The organism is bacterium (assembly GCA_016786595.1).
Taxonomy (GTDB): domain Bacteria; phylum Bdellovibrionota_C; class UBA2361; order SZUA-149; family JAEUWB01; genus JAEUWB01.
In genome coordinates, this window is the sequence record JAEUWB010000037.1 from 1 (window position 1) to 18950 (window position 18950).

Here is an 18950-nt window from a genome sequence, read left to right on the forward strand (position 1 = left end):
TTACCCCGATTAGGGACGACATTGATCAGGCGAACTTGCTGATTTTGCGCACTAAAGTTAGAGACAACATCTGCCGTGTTGTCAGCACTACCATCATCGACAACAATTACTTCGTAAGTTAAGCCCTGCCGGTTACAGTAACTTACAATTTCCTCTAGCGTTTGCTCGATGCGCAAAGCTTCGTTGTATGCAGGAACAATAATTGAAAGACTAATCTCCATTGATGCTAGGCCGTATCAACCTGTGGTTCAGCTTCTTCACTCAGTGAAGTGTCATAACTGTGGCGATTACGCAGCGAGAAAAGCATTCCCGGAATACCAACTGCAATATATTGAATCAGGTGCTGGAAAGTTACCATGGAAAGCGCAACTTCCTTCTTTACTCCGATATGCACAAGGGCAATCGTTGAGAGTGCTTCAATTACGCCGACCCCTCCAGGTGCCGCGGGAACAAGCGAGCTAAAATTAACTGCAGCTAAAAATAAACTCAATTCACTTAAGCTTAGAGGATTTGCAAAGGCTAAAGTGACGCACCAATAGACGCAAAGTTCTACGGACCAAATTAAGAACGAGAGGAGAGAGATTTTGATTAGCGTCTGTGGGTGTAAAATTGGCTCCAAACCTTCAATCAAGCGGCGGATTCTTTCACAAGCGTAGTGCACAGCCTTCGAGCTGATTCGCGCACTAATCATGGCAAGGATGGCAAATGCAACCTTGCGGAAAATAACCATCAGCACCGTAAGCACCGCTGCCAGCGCAAAAGCATAGACGACAAACAACAAGGCCTTGCTCTCTTCATATATTTCCGAGGAGGGCATCGTAAAAAAAAGCACTGCAACAAGTAGACTAATCATCAAGCCATCCGCTAAACGCTCACCAAAAATAGTGGCCAATACATAGGAGCGACTTTGCTTTGTAGCGCGACCCCCGATATGCGCCCTGACGAATTCACCTAAACGCGCAGGTAAAACATTATTTGCGAAAAATCCCAGAATCAAACAGCGGTAGGAAACAAAAAAATTCGGCTGATTGTATTTAAAGAAAAATGGCCAACGGTAAGCGCGTAGCAGATAGCTGACACAAGTTAACGCAAAGGCTGCTCCAAGATGCCACAGATTAACATTTGAAATTTGTGCAATTAATTCGTCTTTCTGAACAAACCCAAGCAGCCAGTAAATTGCAATTCCTGAAGTAATGACCCCAACAAATAAATTTCTATAAATTTTCTTTCTTTTGTGGGTCATCACGCAACATTAGGTACAAACCGATCGATAATAAAGATGAAACGAACATTTATCGAAGTCATTCAATAGTAACAAGTTTTTTGAAAATTACGCCGCACAGTATATGAGGAGAAGAAATATGGAAATTCAAGGTGTTACGCATTTTGCTCGCCCAAATTTAGAGGGGAATCAGTATGATTCTCTACGTAAATCAACAGCTGCATCAACAGCAAATATAGCTCTATCTGATATTCAAAGGACCTTAGCAGACGCAATCGGTGCTAAATTGGGCGGTTTCATGCAGGCAATTACTGGCAAATTGTCTATCCCTACAACAACTCACGCCCCCTCATTTAGCTCCTCAGCAGCAAAGCTTCTTAGCGGCGACGCTCAAGGCATGATTCATGAAGAAGAATTGCAGCACGCAATGCTTGAACATCTGCTGGGGAAAGTCAGCCCCCAGGCTCAACAAGTCTATGCCCAAGCTCTAAATGCGGCGATCTCCACAGGCAATACGAGTTACGAGGATGCCGCGAAATTAGCTCTGCAAACAGTTGTTAAAGCGGGATTAATCGACTTACAAACTGCTGAGAAAATTCATGGGATTGCATTTCGCGCAGCTCAACTCGACAATAATCTCGAAGCACTTTATGACGGCAAAGGCGGCAAAACAGACCCAACCATTGCTGTCATGGAAAAAAATCAAGCCTTGGCACTTGCCGAAAAAACTCTTGCCCAAATAGAAAAAGGAGAAATTGACGCTCCGCCACGTCAGCTCGATGCACCGTCAAACCAAAAACCACAAACTAGTGGGAGACAATCTCAAGGGTCAGGTGGCGATGATGGCGGAATTTCAAACACCTTCCTCTGGAAACCTGAAGCAGAAAAGGACGGAAAGCTTGTGATTCTTATCCCTGCGAATCTAGCTCAAGATGTCGCCAGTGTAGAAGTCTATGCCAACGGACAATTACTTGAAAAAGGCAAAGCTTATGGGATCGGCAATGGTAGTCGCGCACATTTTCGCTTTTCAAAGCCCGGTAGTGACTTCCCGGACGGCTCAACTGTCCTTGTGCGACTAAATAGTGGGAAGACCGTGACTTACCATATTGGTGATACAGCTAGTAGAATTACTAAGTAATAAAAGTTTGCTTATGGCTATGTATTCGAACGTAATACACCGTAATACGGAGTATTATATGGAGAAAGATTTAACCACTGTACGTATCCCGCGGAAGCAAAAAAAGAACTAGATTGGATTGCTAGTTCGATGGATCGTGACCGAAGTTATATAATCAATCAAGCATTAGACAATTATCTTGAATTACAACGGTGGCAAATTGAGCACATACAAAAAGCCCTCGCAGAAGCTGATCGAGGTGAGTTTATTCCGCATGATGAAGTTATGAAAAATGTTCGTAAAAAAATTAAGCAATTAGCCAATAAGAAATAATGAAAATTTATTGGGCAGCAGGAGCAAACCGTAACATTTTTTAATACATCTCGGAAATGGCCAAATACGCATTAATACATTGCTGAGAATAATTACTTTATCAATTCGTATTCTACAACTTTGCCTTGCTCAATGCGTTTGCGGGCAAGTGAGAATTTAACGTGGCGGTCTTTTACAGTTAAATCCTGATCTGGCATTTCAATTGAAGTGATTCCCAGCAGAGCTTTATATAAAGTATTGCGATCTGTAATTTTGTTCGATGTTTGTAGGGCCTGATAAAAGAGTTTCATTGAAACATAGCAAGAAAAAGTTATTTGTGTGGCCCATACATCCTCGTATTTATCATGTAGTATTTTATTAAATCCAGGCAGTTGAAGTTGTACCTCTGGAAACTCAACGCCTTCGAACAACTCAGCAGCAGCACTAGCCATGACTTCAGGTTTTCCAACCCAATAATTAGAAAAGATCGGCTGAGTTAAGCCCTGTTCACGCAGACGTTTGATAAATGGAACAATTTGGTTGATTGCCAGGTTTAGCAAAATTGCATCAGCATTTGATTTTCTAATGCGACTGACGTGTGAAAAAAACTCCATCTCGGTCGGCATCAACGGTTCATCGACAACTAGGCTTAGACCTGACTTCTTTATTTCAGCGCGAATTCCATCGGTAATTGAGATTAACCAGTCATCTTCAGTTGTAATAGTGGCGATGCGTTTTAGCCCGCGTGAGTTAATTAATTTTACAATCGCCGGTCCATATTCGTCTCCAGTGGTCATCACCTGAAAGGCATAGGGATTTTGAAAAGGAAAGTCTGTGTGACCGATAACTCCAAACAACGGGACTTGCATACGTTTAGACAGAGGATTAAGAGCCATTCCAACTGTACTTCTGATAGTAAATACAGCTTGAGCTTTTTGCTGTTCTACTAGTTGGTTAAAAATACTGAGACTGATTTTCGGATCGTTTTTTGAGTCTTCGTAGATATGCTCAACTGCGTAGGAGCCAAGCTTGTCTTTGGCTGCAAGGTTTGTTCGGGCAATCTCAACGCCACGTTTACAGTCTTCGCCATTATCAGCATAAGTGCCGCTTAGTGGCAGAATAATGCCTAATTTGATTTTTTTAGAGCTATCAGCAAATGCCAAGCTGGCAATTAAGATTACTAAAATGCCAAAAGTTAAAGCACTGAGACGCACTTTAAAAATCAGCAGATACTGATTCGAGGTAGATCTTACGACTGGCTTCATCAACCAAACCTTCAAGAGCTTGTCGCTGTTGGCCACGCGAAAGCTCGCGGCTTTCTAAGCCTTGTAACGTCCCAAAATCAGTGCCGCTTTGAGCCTGAGAAGAACTTCCTGCAACAATGCCTTCACTAACGTTGGCAAAATCAGAATCAAATTCCATACTCTCATCACGCCACAAAATTTGGCCGTTGGTCTTTGTCAGCTCTCCAGAAAGCACCATCACTAAGTCAGAACTAACAGCAATGTCAGACTCTCCAGTCACACTTCTTACATCAGTATCAACTTTCTCGATACGAATCTTCAGCACTGCATCAGCATCGCCCTCGCGATCAACCACACGCACAGCGCCATAACGCTCAAAAGAATCCCGCAGCGCTTCCTGTAATTGCACGTCCAACCCAGTTTGCGTTGTCAGATTATCGACGCGAGCGATTTGCACTGATTTAATATCGGGCGGCAAGCTCGAACGGCTCCCTTGGAAAGTATATCCGCACCCGACTAAGGCAAAGGTAAGCACAAGTAAAGTAATAGTTTTCATAGGTTTAATTTATAGCTGATCTCAAAAACATCTTGACTTTACTAGCCTACACGCTATCGGTAAAGAGCAAGAAGAAAGAAAAAATTAATTCGACGGTAAATTATGAGCACTCAGGCTAAATATAATCCAGCAGAAATTGAACCAAAATGGCAAAAATATTGGTTAGAAAATAAGACTTTCAGAGTCGCAATTGACCTGACTAAGCCTAAATACTACGTGCTAGATATGTTCCCCTACCCTTCTGGGGCAGGTCTTCATGTCGGACACCCCGAGGGCTACACTGCCTCTGATATTATCTCGCGCTATAAGCGCATGCGCGGCTTCAATGTCTTACATCCAATGGGCTGGGATGCATTTGGGTTACCTGCCGAACAGTATGCAATCGAAACCGGGACTCACCCAGGGATTACAACTAAAAAAAATATTGAGGTTTTCAAACGGCAAATCCAAGCTTTGGGGTTTTCTTACGACTGGGATCGCGAAATCGCAACTTGCGATGCTGATTACTATCAATGGACACAGTGGATTTTCATGCAACTCTACAAACAGGGCTTAGCTTACATGGCAGAGCTTCCTGTCAACTGGTGTCCAGCACTCGGCACAGTGCTTGCCAACGAAGAAGTAATTGACGGCAAAAGCGAGCGTGGTGGCCATGACGTGATACGTAAGCCGATGCGCCAATGGGTTTTGGCAATCACAAAGTATGCAGAAAGCTTGCTGGAAACGCTTGATTCTTTGGACTGGCCAGAAAGCGTTAAAGAAATGCAACGTAATTGGATTGGACGTAGCGAAGGAGCAGAATTTAGCTTCGAAATTGCTGGACATAGCGGGAAAAAATTTAGCGTTTTTTCAACCCGCCCAGATACCTTATTTGGCGCAACTTACGCAGTTCTAGCGCCAGAGCATCCGCTACTAGAAGAAATTGTTCCACAATCACATCACCAAGCGGTCTTTACGTATGTCGATGAAGCTAAGCGCAAGAGTGAGCGGGCCCGACAGGAAGAAGCTGACAAGAAAACAGGTGTCTTTACTGGAGCATTTGCGCTTAATCCGGCTAGCGGAAAGCAGATGCCAATCTATGTCGCGGACTACGTTTTAATTAGCTACGGCACTGGCGCAATTATGGCCGTGCCTGGACATGATGAACGCGATCATGAATTCGCAAAAAAGTTTAAACTCGAAATTATTGAAGTTGTCTCTGGCGGCAATGTTCAAGAGGCGGCCTACACCGGTGATGGCTTTGCGATTAACTCTGGATTTCTCGATGGCTTAAGCACTGCACAAGCAAAAGAAAAAATGATTCTCTGGCTTGAAGACAAGCAACTTGGGAAACGCCGGGTAAACTATAAATTACGAGATTGGCTCTTTAGCCGGCAGCGCTATTGGGGTGAACCTTTTCCAATTATCCATACAGAAACTGGGCCAAAGCTTTTACCTGAAAGTGATTTACCGGTAATGCTTCCTGCAATTGAAGATTTTAAACCAACTGGCGAAGGCGAACCACCACTTGCTCGCGCAACTGAGTGGCTAAATACAATTGATCAAACCACCGGCAAACCTGCTCAACGCGAAACCAATACTATGCCACAGTGGGCAGGTAGCTGCTGGTATTACTTACGCTATCTTGACGCACGTAATCACAAACAAGCTTGGAGTAAGGAAGCCGAAAATTATTGGATGCCGGTAGACCTTTACATCGGCGGCGTCGAACACGCAGTTTTACATCTCTTATACTCACGTTTTTGGCATCATGTACTCTTCGACATCGGCCTCGTATCTACACGTGAACCCTTTCAGCGTCTGATCAACCAGGGCATGATTCTCGGTGAGGATCATCAGAAAATGTCCAAATCACGTGGAAACGTGATTAATCCAGATGACATCATTAAAGAATACGGTGCCGACACCTTACGCCTCTATGAAATGTTTATGGGCCCGTTACAACAAGTCAAGCCTTGGAATACTGCTTCAGTTGGTGGGGTTCATAAATTTCTCCACCGCAGCTGGAAACTTTTAATTGATGAGGCGGGTAATCTTAAATCGACAATTCTACCCGACCGTGACTGTAAAAATGCAGAGCAAATTGAACGTGCAACGCACCGCATGATTCAAAAAGTAACAAACGACTTAGAAGACAAAGACTTGAAATTCCATACCGCAATTGCCGCGATGATGACTTTCTTGAATGAAGCTAGCAGCGAGACGACGCTTCCACGATCAGTTTGTGAGCGTTTTGTTTTAGTACTTTCTGCCTTTGCTCCACATCTCGGGGAAGAATTATGGCAAAAGCTTGGTCATGCACAAACTTTGGCTTACGAAACATGGCCAAAATTTAATCCAGAACTTACCAAAGCAGAACTGATTACAATTGCGATTCAAGTTAATGGGAAATTGCGTGAAACACTTGAGGTGGCACCCGAGACGGACAAAGATCAGCTCTTAAAGCTAGCGAAAGAACAGGAGAAAGTAATTTCCTACTTAGCTGGTAAAACCTTGGTTCGCGAGGTTGTGGTACCAGGACGATTAGTGAACTTTGTGATTAAATAACTGCTCAGCAGTCAGGCGAGACTAGGCTGCTAATGGCAACTTGTTTGCAGCAGTCCCCAAAAATGCCTCAGCAACGAGTGCCTTTGCATCGTCTTGAATCATAATCGAAAGACCATTAATCAACTTAATGTGTCTTGAGACTTCGTCCCAATTCCCTAGATCGATATAATCGGCTAACGCCTGTGCAAGCTTACGTTGCTTAAGCAACATCTCTTCATAGGCTTCAACGCGTCTTAAAATTTCAGGGTTCTTAGAACTAATTGAGGTAAACGAACTCTTAGCAAGACGTACTGCTCGTTCAAGTTCATCTAAAGACGTAAAAAGTTTTACTACAACATCATGAGCCATTTTAAATCCTCATCATCCACTTCCACACACAACGCACCCACAGTCTAACACTGCAAGTCTGCCTTACACGAACTCTAATCAGTGGTTTTTGGAGAATTGCTTCTTTCAGCAGGTAACTACCTGGAAATAAAAGACTTAATCTTCTGGCTCTTCCCCTGCAGGTGCCATTTTTACAAGCCTGGGCTGAAACCTACCAAGAATATTAACTAAGTCCTCTTGCTCACGCATCACGCTATTAATGTCCTTATAAGCTTGTGGTGCCTCGTCTAGGCCAGCAGAAATCAAGGTAACTTTTTTCTTTTGTAACTCTAAATCCAAGGCCTTTCTGGTAATATTTTCACGTGCCTTGTTACGTGACATTTTTCGCCCCGCTCCATGTGAGCAAGAGTTAATTGAGGACGGCTCTCCTCGTCCCTCAACCAAAAATCCAGGATCGACCATCGTGCCTGGGATATATCCCAAAACTCCTTGATGTGCAGGCGTTGCCCCCTTACGATGCACAAATAAGTTTTTACCGCCAACTTCCTCGCGCCAAGCAAAATTGTGATGGTTCTCTACTTGGAATAATGACTTTGCTGATAGGGCTCGTAAAATTTCTCGATGAATAATTTGGTGGTTTGCAGAGGCATAGCGGCCCATTAACTGCATGGCTTGAAAGTATTCTTCCCCATCACCAGGAATCGTAAGCCAGGCCAGTTGCTTCAGGGTTTGATTCAATTCCGGATGAGATTTTTCTGCAATCTTACTATAGTGGCTCGCAATCGCTGCCCCACTACCACGCGAGCCACTATGCGACACAAGTCCAAGATATTTACCGGCCTTGAGTTCTTCCCGGTCATAAAGCAATTCGAATTCACCAAATTCGACAAAATGATTCCCTGAGCCGCTTGTTCCAAGTTGACGCCAGGCTTTATCTTTTAGTGATCTGACCAGTGGGCTAATGTTCCAATCTTCATCTAAGACTGGATGATCCAGGGTCTGATCGCGGGTAGATCCGATACCAAAAAAAGTCTGTGTTTTAAGTACAGCGCTAAAAATATGCTGCTCTCTTTCAAAACGTGAAAGCGGAAGATCCAGCACTGTAAGCATCACACGGCAGGCGATATCAACCCCAACAGCATAGGGGATAACTGAATTCTCTGTGGCGATAACTCCGCCAATCGGTAAACCATAGCCGACATGAGCATCGGGCATTAGCGCCCCGTAGCTTGTAACTGGCAGTGCGCAGGCATTATGCATTTGTGCGTGCGCAGCTTGATCGATCTCGCTGCCCCAGGTTTTATAACTCGCTGACATTTGCGCAGTTTACTTCAGATCCCAAGCTTCAATCCACTCAGTCGTGGCACGTTTTAAACCAAAGTCGCGCTCAAGGCTTAAGGCCATTTCTGGCATATGGCCTGCGCCATAATAAATTGCAAGATGCTGCTTGCCCTGGCGTAGTTCTTCTTTGAGCACAGACAATGCTTCTTTATTTCTTACCCCGATAATCGCATCACTGATTGGCCCCTTAAGTAGCGACATGATATCCTTCACGCCAGTGATACTTTCTGCGAAAAGCTTACGTAAATAACCTTTGCGTTCGGACTCAGGCTTAAGCAAGATTTGGGCAATCTCAAGCATAGCCTCGAAGTCAGACTTTTTAGTGATGTTCTCATTCGCCGCCAAACTTGTTGCAATCAAGCGTAAAATAATAGTTTCTGTCGTCTCGCCTTGCGCTGACATCGCTTGCCTCAACTCTTCAGGAGATAAATCAGCGTGAACAAAATTTTTAGCCTGGTAGTCAATGTGCTCAAGTTGGAAACTTAAACCCAACATACTCGAGAATCCAGTTTGCAACGAAGAGAGGGTGCTCCCACTGCTTTGATCTTTTTGCGCTAAGCTTTTGACGTGCTCCTCTTCAGCAACAAGTTCATACAAAACAGCATCATACTGCTTAAAAACTTGATTCAGTTTAGAAAAATAAGCGACATTCCCAAGATGCACTGCGGCAACCAAGTCTACCTTTGTTTTTCCATCCGTAGAGACATAATGAACTATTGCGGTATCTAATGACGTTGCCTGACGATCGGTCTTAGCAACTCGCACGAAGTCATCCATGCCATATTCGGCTTGGGCGGTATGGATTGAAAAAACAAAGAGCAAAAAGAAGATTGGCAGAGATAATAGTCGCATAAAAATATAAAAAATCAGCACTTCCCAGTTAACGTACTAGGAGTTATAAACTTTGGCAGAATCTAACGAAAGGAATTTATGAAAATACGCGTATTCGTCTTATTTTTATTACTCTCTGTGGCCGCCTTATCTGCTTGTTCTGGATCATCTGAGTTAGATTTCGGTTCTGCCAAATTCCGCTTACTACACCTGATTCCTGACTCCTCTGCAATTCAGGTTGAAATTGATGGTTCGACTGAAGTCGAAGATTTGCGCTATCTCGAGGTCAGTGAATATCGCAAAATTAGCTCTGGCACTCAACTTGTAGAGGTTAGCCCGCTTAATTCTTTTTTAACGTACTTTAGAGAATCGAAGAATTTCAGAGATGGCAGAGAATATTCGATTTTCGCTGTAGGCCTCCAAGATGTCGAAGGCGACGAGGAGGATGTAGATGGAATTTTTGTCGAGGATGATAACGACAAGCCTGATTCGGGAAATGCCAGAATCCGTATTATTAATGCAATTCCTGAAAACCAACTAAGTCTTGATGTCTACGTCACTGCTCCAGAAACAAATCCGGATACGATTGCTCCATCAATCGACAGAATGCGTTTCAAAGATGTCACAGACTACCTCGAAGCTCCTGCAGGCATCTATAAAATTCATGTGCGAAATGATCAGACTAACGTTGACGAATTTATTACTTCACCAATTGAGTTAGCTGATAGGCGGGTTTACACTATCGCGCTTGTAACTTCACGCGGCGGGGATAAGCCCTATAATGCTCTGGTAGTCAGAGATAGGTAGAAGGGGGTTGAGCTGCAAGGGCTCCAGTTGGACTGATGATCTGACTTGCATTATAAACGAGTATGAGTTTTGGCTATCGGTCTAACCCAATCAAATCCTTGCTCTACTTACTGCTGAGCATACATTTATTAGCAGTTGCTGTGGATTCTTCACTGGCAGCGCCCAATCAATTCGTAGATTTAAGAATCTATCAAATCATGATTGATCGCTTCAGTGATGGCGACCTCGCTAATAATAATAACCTTGGAGTCGCTCCATATGGTTTCCGTGGAGGAGATCTCCGTGGCGTGATCGATAAGCTTAGCTACATTCAAGATCTTGGGTTTAATGCAATTTTACTGAATCCAATCTTTTCAGGCGATGCCCCGCATGGCTATGCGGTCAAAGACTTCTTTCAAGTCGATCCGCGTTTTGGCACACTTCAAGACTATGATGATTTGATTGCGGCAGCACACCAACGTGGAATGAAAATATTTTTTGACTTGGTTCTTAATCATACAAGTGGAAATTCATTAATCTTTAAAAACCACCCCGAATGGTTTCGTCCAGTCGAGAAGGTTAAATCAGGCAACGAAGCATTAATGGATCTGCCTTGGGCAGAGGCAACTTTTTTTACACTACACGATCTGAACCAAGACCAAGCAGAAGTATATAATTATCTGCAAAGCGTAGCTAAATTTTGGTCCCAACGTGGAATCGACGGGTTTCGCATGGATGCCGTCACATTAATTGAACCAAAATTTTGGAAAAAGTTTAACGCAGAGCTTAGAAAGTCAGTAAAAAAGGATTTTATCATTCATGGAGAAATTTTTTCTACTGATCGAGAACGCATCATGCGTTACCTTCCCGCTTTTAATTCATTTTTTGATTTCCCCCTACAAGCTGCACTTAGCGACGTAGTAATAAAGGGCCACCATCCAGTTTTAATTAAGGAATCTCGGATGCTCGATAGCTTAACTTATCCAAAAGATAAAATGCGCTTTAGCTTTATTGATAATCACGACTTAGAACGCTTCCCCCTCGGAGCGAATAACCGCTTACGCAAGCTCGCACTTGCGTTTATTTTCACTGCTCACGGCAATCCAACACTCTTATACGGCACTGAAGTTGGGCTTGAAAATGATCCTCAACTCAGCAAATCCGTTTGGGACAAAGGGCGCTCAACCATGAATTGGGAAATTCAACCAGAAAGAGATCTTCGAGGGTATGTAAAATTCCTAAACCAACTTCGCACAACTTACGAATTGACTACCGCCGAACGTTCTGATGTTTGTGATCGCGACTTGCCGCCACTTTATTTCTCAATTTTTCAATCTAAAAATAAAAGATTAATCGCAGTTTATAATTTTTCCGATCAGGTTTTTACAAATTATGCTTTTAATATCCAGCATCTACTCAGTGGACCAACGGCTATGCAGAAGCTCAAAAAGGAGCTTAGCTTAGTAACGCTTACTCCGGGGGAAAATGCAGTAATAATGAGCGACCTCCGTGGAATCGTAAAATTAACAATCCCCGCGTTGAGTGCAGAATTTTACGAACTTCAATAGAAATGCCGATAGTTCAGTCTCACTAATTATTTTAGTTTTTCAGGCAATTGCTGCTTGTCTTTAAATATTTCCGAAATCCCGGCAAGCGACCCAATGATACCCGATGTCTCTAGTGGCAAGAAAACTTTAGTCGCCTGACCATTAGCAACTTTCGGTAAAGCCTCTAAATACTTTATCGCAATCAGCTTATCATCAGGCTTGGCATCATGAATCGCATTATAAACAGTTTCAATCTCGTATTTCTGAGCATCAGCAACAGTTTTAATTGACTGCGCACGACCTTCAGCTTCAAGAATCACAGATTGCCTGTGCCCCTCAGCGCGGAGCACTTCAGATTGTTTTTCACCATCAGCTTTTAGAATTTGAGCTTGGCGAATACCTTCCGCATCAAGCACAACCGCACGCTTTTCACGTTCAGCTTTCATCTGCTTAGACATTGCATCGGTAATATCACGAGGTGGCTCAATTGCCTTTAATTCAACACGTGTGACTTTTACGCCCCAGCGGTCAGTTGCTTCATCCAGCACTGTTCTAAGTTGCACGTTAATCGTGTCGCGCGAGGTCAAAGTATGATCGAGCTCCATATCGCCGATAATATTACGCAGTGTCGTCTGGGCTAAATTTACAGTCGCAAGATAAAAATCCGCTACGTTATAGGTAACCTTAAAGGGATCAGTAATTTGAAAATAAATTACCGCGTCTACTGTAACCGAAACGTTATCCTTAGTGATCACATCCTGAGGTGGAACATCGAGGACTTGCTCACGCATGTCGACTAACCGCAGCGACTGCAAAAACGGAAAAATAAAAGTTAGACCCGAATCTGTGGTTTTTGAATATTTCCCTAGCGTTTCAATAATACCTTTCTCGTGCTGGCGAATGATACGCAGCATTGAATTCGCTACGATGAAGAGTAAAAATAATCCAGCGCCAATTAGCCAAAGATTCATATGCCTAGTCCTCGATTAAAAATTTAATAACTATACTTTTTTAACTTGCAAGAATGTGCCTTCCGCTTTCTCCACCACAACTTCGGAATTTGCTTCGATTGCATCAACTGATCGCGCACTCCATGTTTCGCCTTTAACCTTCACCGTGCCAGGTTTGTGTGGACTAATCGCCGAAACTACAACACCACGTTGATTAACAATTTCATCGATATTAGATGGTCGATCTTCCCCCTTAAGGAGCTTCATCAGCATTGGCCGTGCAAGTAATAGAAAAAGTGTGGCGAGCGCAAAAAAAGCAACCCAAACCAAAGTATGATTAGTGCCCAGATAGGCAAGTAAACTTGCAATTGCGGCGGCGCCAGCGATTAAGGCAAAATAAAATAATCCAGGCGTCAGAACCTCGATCACTAGCATCCCAATTGCGAAGATTGCCCAATTAACCCAAAATTCAAGTTCCATGTTTCCTGTCTCCCAATCACGGAAAACAATAGAACAGGTCAATTTGTACTACAAGATTTTTATAGCTAGTTACTGGTTAAGAAGCTGCGTATTTCACAGAACATCCGTAGGGTTTAGTGTCCGAAGTAGCAACTGCTTTAGCTTCCAGTAAAGCGTTTAAAGCTTCGCGCACATAATTACGTGCTGATAACGGGTTACCAAAAAAACCGCTGTCGTCATCTACTGCTCCTTGATAGCGCAGTACTCCCTGTGGGTCGACGATAAATAGATGCGGTGTGGTTTTTGCCCCATAAAGTTTCCCGACTGCCCCGCTAGAGTCGTTTAATAATGCAGAGCTTTTTACCCCATAGGTCGTAACAAAATCTTCTGCGCGCTCTATTGTTAAATAATCTCCATGCCCTTTTGCGGTTGAATTAATTCCTAACCAAACCACACCTTTTGCCAAATACTCCTCTTGAAGCTTTGGCATGTTGCCGGACTTATAATGTCTTTTGACAAACGGACAATTCGGATTAACCCATTCTAGTACAACCGTTTTGCCAATGAAGTCTGAGAGCTTAATTGTCTTCCCGTCGTAAGTCTGTAGCTCAAAGTCAGGCGCCTTACTGCCAGTGCGAACACCTGCAGTAAGCTCATCTGCACTTACAGCCACAGCTAAAAGAACGACAATACTAAAGATGAAAAATGCTAATAATTTTTGCATAAAAAATCTCTCCTATGATTGGGCCAAGGCTACTTTCAAAGATTGCGCAGTTTTAACGTAAGTGCGTGAGGAGAATTGGATCGATTCAACTTCCTCGTCAGTTAATTCACGTACAACTTTTGCCGGACTTCCAAGGACGAGTGACCGTGGAGGGAACTCTTTGCCCTCGGTCACTAACGATCCAGCCCCCACGATTGAATCAGAACTAATGCGGGCTTCGTCTAAGATAATTGAACCCATCCCGATGATTACTCGGTCGCAAACCGTAGCTCCGTGAATAATCGCACGGTGCCCAACTGTGACATCGTCGCCAATAATTGCTGGTGTTCGACCATGCGAGGTATGCACGGTAACATGCTCTTGCAAATTAGAGTTACTGCCAACTTTCACAGGTAGAATATCGCCACGGATAACCACATTAAAAAAGACAGAAGAGTTTTTCCCGATTGTCACAGCCCCAATGATCCAACTATCTGGAGCGATAAAAGCAGCCTCGGCAACTTGTGGAATCTGCTCTGCAAGTTTTAAAATCATAATAGACTTCTTAGACTTCTTTCGAATTAGAATTTTAGCAACAGCTTAACATCTTGATATGATTGAGCAAACAAAGGAAATCTTTTAAAAATTTTCAATCTTTTATTAAAAGAAGTTTAATAAGCGCAAAGCTTGTTCAACCACCTGCTCGGCAGTTGGGCGCATCAAACCTTCAATATTCTTCGCATATGGATAGGGATAATCTAATCCAGACATTACTAGCGGAGGACCGTCTAACCAATCAAAAGCGTTGTCACAAATAAAACTGGCAAGCCAAGATCCATAACTCGCAATTGGCCATGCCTCCTGAACGATTAGCGCGCGGTTTGTTTTTTTAACTGAATTAATCACGGCCGCTTCATCGAGTGGGCGTAAACTTCTTAAATCAATTACTTCCGCATCAATATGCTGTGCCGCTAAAAGCTCGGCAGCTTGCAGGCAAGTTGGCACAGTTTTTGACCAACAAAAAAGAGAAATTTGACTGCCGCTACGCTTAAGATCTGCCAGACCAATCGGAATCAGGTATTCTTCCTCAGGCACTGGCCCCTTATTGCTGTACATCGCCTCAGATTCAATAAAAACGATTGGGTTATCATCGCGAATTGCTGTCTTTAGTAAACCCTTGGCGTCATAGGGCGTAGCCGGCATCACAACTTTAAGTCCTGGAACATGCGCATATAATCCTTCAAATGACTGGGAGTGTTGCGCCGCGAGTTGATGCACAGACCCACCTGGGCCACGAAAAACAATGGGCACTTTAAATTGTCCGGCCGACATTTGGCGGATTTTTGCAGCAGCATTAACTACTTGATCAATTGCGATTAGCGAAAAATTCCAAGTCATAAATTCGATGACTGGACGCATCCCCACCATCGCTGCGCCAACGCCGATTCCCGCAAATCCATTCTCACTGATCGGTGTATCGATAATACGCTTCTCACCAAAGCGTTGGAGCAATCCTCGTGATACCTTATAGGCACCATCATAATAACCAACTTCTTCACCCATCAAAAACACATTAGGGTCGCGTTCCATTTCTTCGGCTAACGCTTCATTCAATGCTTCTCGAATGCTTAGTTCTCTCATTGTCTTCACTGTAATCTTTATATGGATACGTAATCACTAATCATATTTGGTGTTGGTTCAGGCGATTCGTGCGCAAACTGCACAGCATCTGCAATCTCATCCTCAACCGCCGACTTGATTGGGTCGATTTGCACAGCAAGCTCAGGATAATCTCGGCGCAAACGTTCTTCTGCAAGAAACAGTGGATCGCGTGCCTTCCAGGCCTCGACTTCTTCTTTAGTGCGGTATTTCCCAGGATCTGCCATCGAATGCCCACGGTAGCGATAAGTTTTAAACTCAATCAACATTGGTAGGGATTCATTGCGCGCACGGTCAATTGCTCGTTTTGCTGTGCGGTAACAATCAACAACATCTACGCCTTCAACAGAATCTCGAGCCATCGGATAACCTAATGCGCGAATAGAAGCATCATCCGTGACGAGTGAGCGCGAAAGTGGAGTGCCCATCGCGTAGTAGTTATTTTCTACGATAAAAACTACTGGCAATTTCCAAAGGGCAGCAAGACACATCCCTTCATGAAATGGTCCAATACTAACTGCGCCATCACCTAGAAAACAAACGCAGACGGCTCCCTCATCGCGATACTTCGCAGCAAAAGCAGCTCCTGCAGCAATTGGTACATGCGCGCCAACAATACCATGACCACCAAGAAAATTATTTTTTGCATCAAAGAAATGCATCGACCCGCCAAGACCCTTGCTACAGCCAGTTGCTTTGCCAAATAATTCGGCCATTCCTTCACGTGCCGTCCCGCCTCGAGCAAGATATTGACCGTGGATGCGATATGCTGAAATTACGTAGTCTTTTGCTTCGAGTGCTTCGATCACTCCTGCACCAACAGCTTCTTGGCCAATATACAAATGCAAAAAGCCGCCGATCTTTCTTTCTGTGTACGCTCGCGCTGCTTCTTCTTCAAAACGGCGCATCACGAGCATCTTACGGTAAATTTTTAGTAACTGTTCTCCAGTCATTTAAATCCTCAACTATGAAGCAGTAAAAAATCACAAATTAATAGATGATTCAACGTTTAGCTTTCTGTCGAGGAAAAGAAAGCTAAACGTCAGCTAACTTATAAGACTTAGCCTTCTACTTATTCTTACTGATTGTCATCACAAGGCATGGTCGCGTAAATTTTGGCAAACATAATATATAACTATGAAAAAGGGGCAAGGAGTAGTTCAAGCGCAGGCCTAAGTCACCCACGCACATTCCACGTAAAAGGGTGAGCTGTTGCTCTAGTGTCGTGAGAACCCAAAAGTCTCACGGTGGGTTACCACGGCATTTCATTGCACGTGCGCTCCGCTGAAGTCCACTCAAGCCGCAAGCGGCATGGAGGCAGGTCATTATGAGCACAGAGGCGGCACCCGTTATCCTAAAGTATCGGTTCTTCGCAACAATTGAGTAACAGCCGACCCAGAGCACAATCTTACTCTTTGCTTTCTAGCTTGTCGAATTTCAGGAGCAGAAATATAATTGATGGAAATTAACAACTTAACAAAACCCGCATTACTCATCTAGGTTAATAATCTGAGTTTATTTTGTGCAAAGCAGTTCTAACAATTCAAACACAAGTAAGTCACTGCTAATTCCCCGAAGTAACAACAGCTCTTATTTATTAAGTGTTGACCCGAGTTTAAGATCAACTGGCTGGGTATTATTTTCCATCGAAACGCAAGCACCAGTTATCGCTGGACTGATTAAACCGACCAACACTCAACTTGCGCTAGCAAGTCGATTGAACCAATTTCAAAATACCGTCAGTGAGTTACTCGAATATTTAAAGCTTAATTCAAAAGATTATTTAGTTTGCGAGGGTCCTGCGCCGTTAGTCCTCAATCCGCAGAGTGCACTCAAGGTTGAGCATGTGCGGGGAATGTTTGAGACTATCGCTCGAGCTCGTAACGTTTGTGTCCCCGGGCGCTTAAATCCCCGGTCTGTGCAATCAGAAATTTTAGGATTACGGGGAGCGCAAATTAATCGTAAACAAGTTAAAGCTGTCGCCAAAAAAACTTGTGAGCAGTTGTTTCCAAATTTAAATTTAGAGCTTGTTGGCATTAAAATCCGCAAAAACGAATTGCCTCAAGATATTATTGATGCCCTATTGATTGGCATGCTTGCCTGTAGTCGAATCCGTCAGGCAATTTTTAGTGGTATCGAACCTGAAGCATCGTTTGCAGAACGTAGGCAAAATTCGAGATCTAAGTCAGCTTGGCAAGGCTGGTCAGAAAAGGATTTAATTTCCCGTGCTGCAGCCTCTGCTGAAACAATCCGTAAGGTCAGATGAAAAGTAAGCGTAATCAATACTTTTTCTTGATGATTGTCTGGTTTCTATCGGGCTCTGTTTTGCAATCTTTAGCTGACCAGCGAGGCACGGCCGAACTAAGAATTTGTTCGCAAAATCTTCACAACTTTAAAGTTTTTGAACGTAAGCAATATGAGCGAGAAGCAACAAAGCTTAAAGCTTTAGTCGAACGAATGACCACAGCGCAATGTGATGTGATAGGAGTTCAGGAAGTAGGTAGTCCAAGCTATCGACTTGCGTTAAAAAATCTCGAGGCTTTAGCAAGCCAATTGCAAAAGACTTCGGGAGACTCTTACAAGGCAGTTGTCGCTGAAAGTATTCGTAGTCCGATTACAGTAGGATTTTTAGTCCGCGAAAAAGCAGCAACAATTACTGGAACAATTGATTACTCAAAACAAGTTCTTCCTAAACTTTCAGTCTTGGGGAAACCTCACACCGGTAACCGCGGGCCATTGTTACTGCGTTTGAAAGTTCCAGGGAAAAATCAGAAGCCGAGTCGGCCGGTTTCCTTGATTACAATTCATTTTAAATCACGTCACGACGGATTTAAAGACCGATCGGGTACAAATTTCGAAACACTGCGTATGGAAATGGCTGAAGGTGTGCGACAACTTGCTGAAAATGAAGTTAAAAATCTCGATTCAAGTGGCATTGTTTTAATTCTTGGCGATCGCAATAGTGAAGAAGATTCAGCGGCCGCCCAAATCCTCACTGGAAAACTGCTACTGAGTGATTTTCAAAGCCCTCAACATTGCCTACTTACGCGCGATCAAGATGCAAACTGTAATCCTAGAATTGATCGCACGCCGAAATTCGTTCCGATTTTTGCTGAAAAGAAAAAGCGAATTTCCGGCAGTGGCTTTGGCAGTATTCGCTACAACGGACGAGTAACACTAATTGACGAAATTTTGATAGAAGCTGCAGATCGTGACTTATTTACTGGCCAAGATCGACAACTCAGTGGAGATTTTATCGGAATCTTTGGCAAGGGTAGCGATCATAAGTTGCTAGTTAGCGAATTAAATTGGTAAGTGGTATCTCTAGATAAAGTCTCCGGGACAAGGA

19 protein-coding genes are annotated in these 18950 nt (G+C 43.5%); 6 read left to right on the forward strand and 13 right to left on the reverse strand.

Annotation, left to right across the window (positions count from 1 at the left end; translation table 11 throughout):
• Both JNK13_05755 and JNK13_05760 read right to left on the reverse strand, forming a co-directional pair.
• Positions 1–221: glycosyltransferase (locus JNK13_05755; GenBank protein ID MBL7662240.1), on the reverse strand; the 221-nt coding region annotated here is incomplete at its 3' end.
• A gap of 5 nt (positions 222–226) precedes the next feature.
• Entirely contained in the window at positions 227–1243 is a 1017-nt protein-coding gene (locus JNK13_05760; GenBank protein ID MBL7662241.1) for a flippase-like domain-containing protein, read from the reverse strand.
• A 118-nt stretch (positions 1244–1361) separates the two neighbouring features.
• Here JNK13_05760 and JNK13_05765 point away from each other — a divergent pair, with 118 nt between their 5' ends.
• The gene (locus tag JNK13_05765) at positions 1362–2360 is read left to right on the forward strand and encodes a hypothetical protein (protein MBL7662242.1); all 999 of its coding nucleotides are present in this window, start codon (positions 1362–1364) and stop codon (positions 2358–2360) included.
• A gap of 404 nt (positions 2361–2764) precedes the next feature.
• On the opposite strand, the gene JNK13_05770 is transcribed toward JNK13_05765, so the two are convergent.
• The gene (locus tag JNK13_05770) at positions 2765–3916 is read right to left on the reverse strand and encodes an ABC transporter substrate-binding protein (protein MBL7662243.1); all 1152 of its coding nucleotides are present in this window, start codon (positions 3914–3916) and stop codon (positions 2765–2767) included.
• Complete coding sequence (locus tag JNK13_05775; GenBank protein MBL7662244.1) at positions 3867–4451, reverse strand: hypothetical protein; 585 nt, start codon at positions 4449–4451, stop codon at positions 3867–3869. Before JNK13_05775 ends, JNK13_05770 begins: the two co-directional genes overlap by 50 nt.
• 102 nt (positions 4452–4553) lie before the next feature.
• On the opposite strand from JNK13_05775, the gene JNK13_05780 reads away from it, so the two are divergent.
• Positions 4554–6998: a leucine--tRNA ligase gene (locus JNK13_05780; protein MBL7662245.1), complete on the forward strand. Its 2445-nt coding sequence runs from the start codon at positions 4554–4556 to the stop codon at positions 6996–6998.
• 21 nt (positions 6999–7019) lie between these two features.
• Here the strand turns inward: JNK13_05780 and JNK13_05785 are convergent, their stop codons facing one another.
• From JNK13_05785 to JNK13_05795, 3 genes are all read right to left on the reverse strand, one after another.
• On the reverse strand, positions 7020–7346 hold the full coding sequence (locus JNK13_05785; protein MBL7662246.1) for a hypothetical protein: 327 nt from the start codon (positions 7344–7346) through the stop codon (positions 7020–7022).
• Positions 7347–7481: 135 nt separating this feature from the next.
• Positions 7482–8642, reverse strand: coding sequence for an RtcB family protein (locus tag JNK13_05790; protein MBL7662247.1), 1161 nt, complete (start codon positions 8640–8642; stop codon positions 7482–7484).
• 9 nt (positions 8643–8651) lie between these two features.
• On the reverse strand, positions 8652–9518 hold the full coding sequence (locus JNK13_05795; protein MBL7662248.1) for a hypothetical protein: 867 nt from the start codon (positions 9516–9518) through the stop codon (positions 8652–8654).
• Between the two features lie 78 nt (positions 9519–9596).
• On the opposite strand from JNK13_05795, the gene JNK13_05800 reads away from it, so the two are divergent.
• Together JNK13_05800 and JNK13_05805 are read left to right on the forward strand one after the other, a co-directional pair.
• Entirely contained in the window at positions 9597–10304 is a 708-nt protein-coding gene (locus JNK13_05800) for a DUF4397 domain-containing protein (GenBank protein ID MBL7662249.1), read from the forward strand.
• A gap of 62 nt (positions 10305–10366) precedes the next feature.
• Positions 10367–11851 carry a hypothetical protein gene (locus tag JNK13_05805; GenBank protein ID MBL7662250.1) on the forward strand — a complete coding sequence of 495 codons (1485 nt, stop codon included), beginning with the start codon at positions 10367–10369 and terminating at the stop codon, positions 11849–11851.
• A 26-nt stretch (positions 11852–11877) separates the two neighbouring features.
• On the opposite strand, the gene JNK13_05810 is transcribed toward JNK13_05805, so the two are convergent.
• From JNK13_05810 to pdhA, 6 genes are all read right to left on the reverse strand, one after another.
• On the reverse strand, positions 11878–12801 hold the full coding sequence (locus JNK13_05810) for an SPFH/Band 7/PHB domain protein (protein MBL7662251.1): 924 nt from the start codon (positions 12799–12801) through the stop codon (positions 11878–11880).
• Between the two features lie 30 nt (positions 12802–12831).
• Complete coding sequence (locus tag JNK13_05815) at positions 12832–13260, reverse strand: NfeD family protein (protein MBL7662252.1); 429 nt, start codon at positions 13258–13260, stop codon at positions 12832–12834.
• Between the two features lie 76 nt (positions 13261–13336).
• Positions 13337–13963 (reverse strand): thioredoxin family protein, encoded by a 627-nt coding sequence (locus tag JNK13_05820; protein ID MBL7662253.1) that lies wholly within the window; start codon positions 13961–13963, stop codon positions 13337–13339.
• Between the two features lie 12 nt (positions 13964–13975).
• Positions 13976–14497 carry a gamma carbonic anhydrase family protein gene (locus tag JNK13_05825; protein ID MBL7662254.1) on the reverse strand — a complete coding sequence of 174 codons (522 nt, stop codon included), beginning with the start codon at positions 14495–14497 and terminating at the stop codon, positions 13976–13978.
• A 105-nt stretch (positions 14498–14602) separates the two neighbouring features.
• Entirely contained in the window at positions 14603–15583 is a 981-nt protein-coding gene (locus JNK13_05830) for an alpha-ketoacid dehydrogenase subunit beta (protein MBL7662255.1), read from the reverse strand.
• 17 nt (positions 15584–15600) lie between these two features.
• Positions 15601–16554 (reverse strand): pyruvate dehydrogenase (acetyl-transferring) E1 component subunit alpha, encoded by a 954-nt coding sequence (gene pdhA / locus JNK13_05835; protein ID MBL7662256.1) that lies wholly within the window; start codon positions 16552–16554, stop codon positions 15601–15603.
• A gap of 569 nt (positions 16555–17123) precedes the next feature.
• Between pdhA and JNK13_05840 the strand changes: the two genes are divergently transcribed.
• Both JNK13_05840 and JNK13_05845 read left to right on the forward strand, forming a co-directional pair.
• Complete coding sequence (locus JNK13_05840) at positions 17124–17867, forward strand: crossover junction endodeoxyribonuclease RuvC (GenBank protein MBL7662257.1); 744 nt, start codon at positions 17124–17126, stop codon at positions 17865–17867.
• On the forward strand, positions 17864–18916 hold the full coding sequence (locus JNK13_05845) for a hypothetical protein (protein ID MBL7662258.1): 1053 nt from the start codon (positions 17864–17866) through the stop codon (positions 18914–18916). Before JNK13_05840 ends, JNK13_05845 begins: the two co-directional genes overlap by 4 nt.
• Positions 18917–18950: the final 34 nt, after the last annotated feature.

Bases quoted from the DNA above. Each gene is read 5' to 3' on its own strand.
- JNK13_05815 (MBL7662252.1), bottom strand. From the start codon at position 13,260: ATGGAACTTGAATTTTGGGTTAATTGGGCAATCTTCGCAATTGGGATG.
- JNK13_05825 (MBL7662254.1), bottom strand. From the start codon at position 14,497: ATGATTTTAAAACTTGCAGAGCAGATTCCACAAGTTGCCGAGGCTGCT.
- JNK13_05805 (MBL7662250.1), top strand. From the start codon at position 10,367: ATGAGTTTTGGCTATCGGTCTAACCCAATCAAATCCTTGCTCTACTTA.
- JNK13_05790 (MBL7662247.1), bottom strand. From the start codon at position 8,642: ATGTCAGCGAGTTATAAAACCTGGGGCAGCGAGATCGATCAAGCTGCG.
- JNK13_05785 (MBL7662246.1), bottom strand. From the start codon at position 7,346: ATGGCTCATGATGTTGTAGTAAAACTTTTTACGTCTTTAGATGAACTT.
- JNK13_05770 (MBL7662243.1), bottom strand. From the start codon at position 3,916: ATGAAGCCAGTCGTAAGATCTACCTCGAATCAGTATCTGCTGATTTTT.
- JNK13_05780 (MBL7662245.1), top strand. From the start codon at position 4,554: ATGAGCACTCAGGCTAAATATAATCCAGCAGAAATTGAACCAAAATGG.
- JNK13_05775 (MBL7662244.1), bottom strand. From the start codon at position 4,451: ATGAAAACTATTACTTTACTTGTGCTTACCTTTGCCTTAGTCGGGTGC.
- JNK13_05845 (MBL7662258.1), top strand. From the start codon at position 17,864: ATGAAAAGTAAGCGTAATCAATACTTTTTCTTGATGATTGTCTGGTTT.
- JNK13_05800 (MBL7662249.1), top strand. From the start codon at position 9,597: ATGAAAATACGCGTATTCGTCTTATTTTTATTACTCTCTGTGGCCGCC.
- JNK13_05795 (MBL7662248.1), bottom strand. From the start codon at position 9,518: ATGCGACTATTATCTCTGCCAATCTTCTTTTTGCTCTTTGTTTTTTCA.
- JNK13_05830 (MBL7662255.1), bottom strand. From the start codon at position 15,583: ATGAGAGAACTAAGCATTCGAGAAGCATTGAATGAAGCGTTAGCCGAA.
- JNK13_05760 (MBL7662241.1), bottom strand. From the start codon at position 1,243: ATGACCCACAAAAGAAAGAAAATTTATAGAAATTTATTTGTTGGGGTC.
- pdhA (MBL7662256.1), bottom strand. From the start codon at position 16,554: ATGACTGGAGAACAGTTACTAAAAATTTACCGTAAGATGCTCGTGATG.
- JNK13_05820 (MBL7662253.1), bottom strand. From the start codon at position 13,963: ATGCAAAAATTATTAGCATTTTTCATCTTTAGTATTGTCGTTCTTTTA.
- JNK13_05765 (MBL7662242.1), top strand. From the start codon at position 1,362: ATGGAAATTCAAGGTGTTACGCATTTTGCTCGCCCAAATTTAGAGGGG.
- JNK13_05810 (MBL7662251.1), bottom strand. From the start codon at position 12,801: ATGAATCTTTGGCTAATTGGCGCTGGATTATTTTTACTCTTCATCGTA.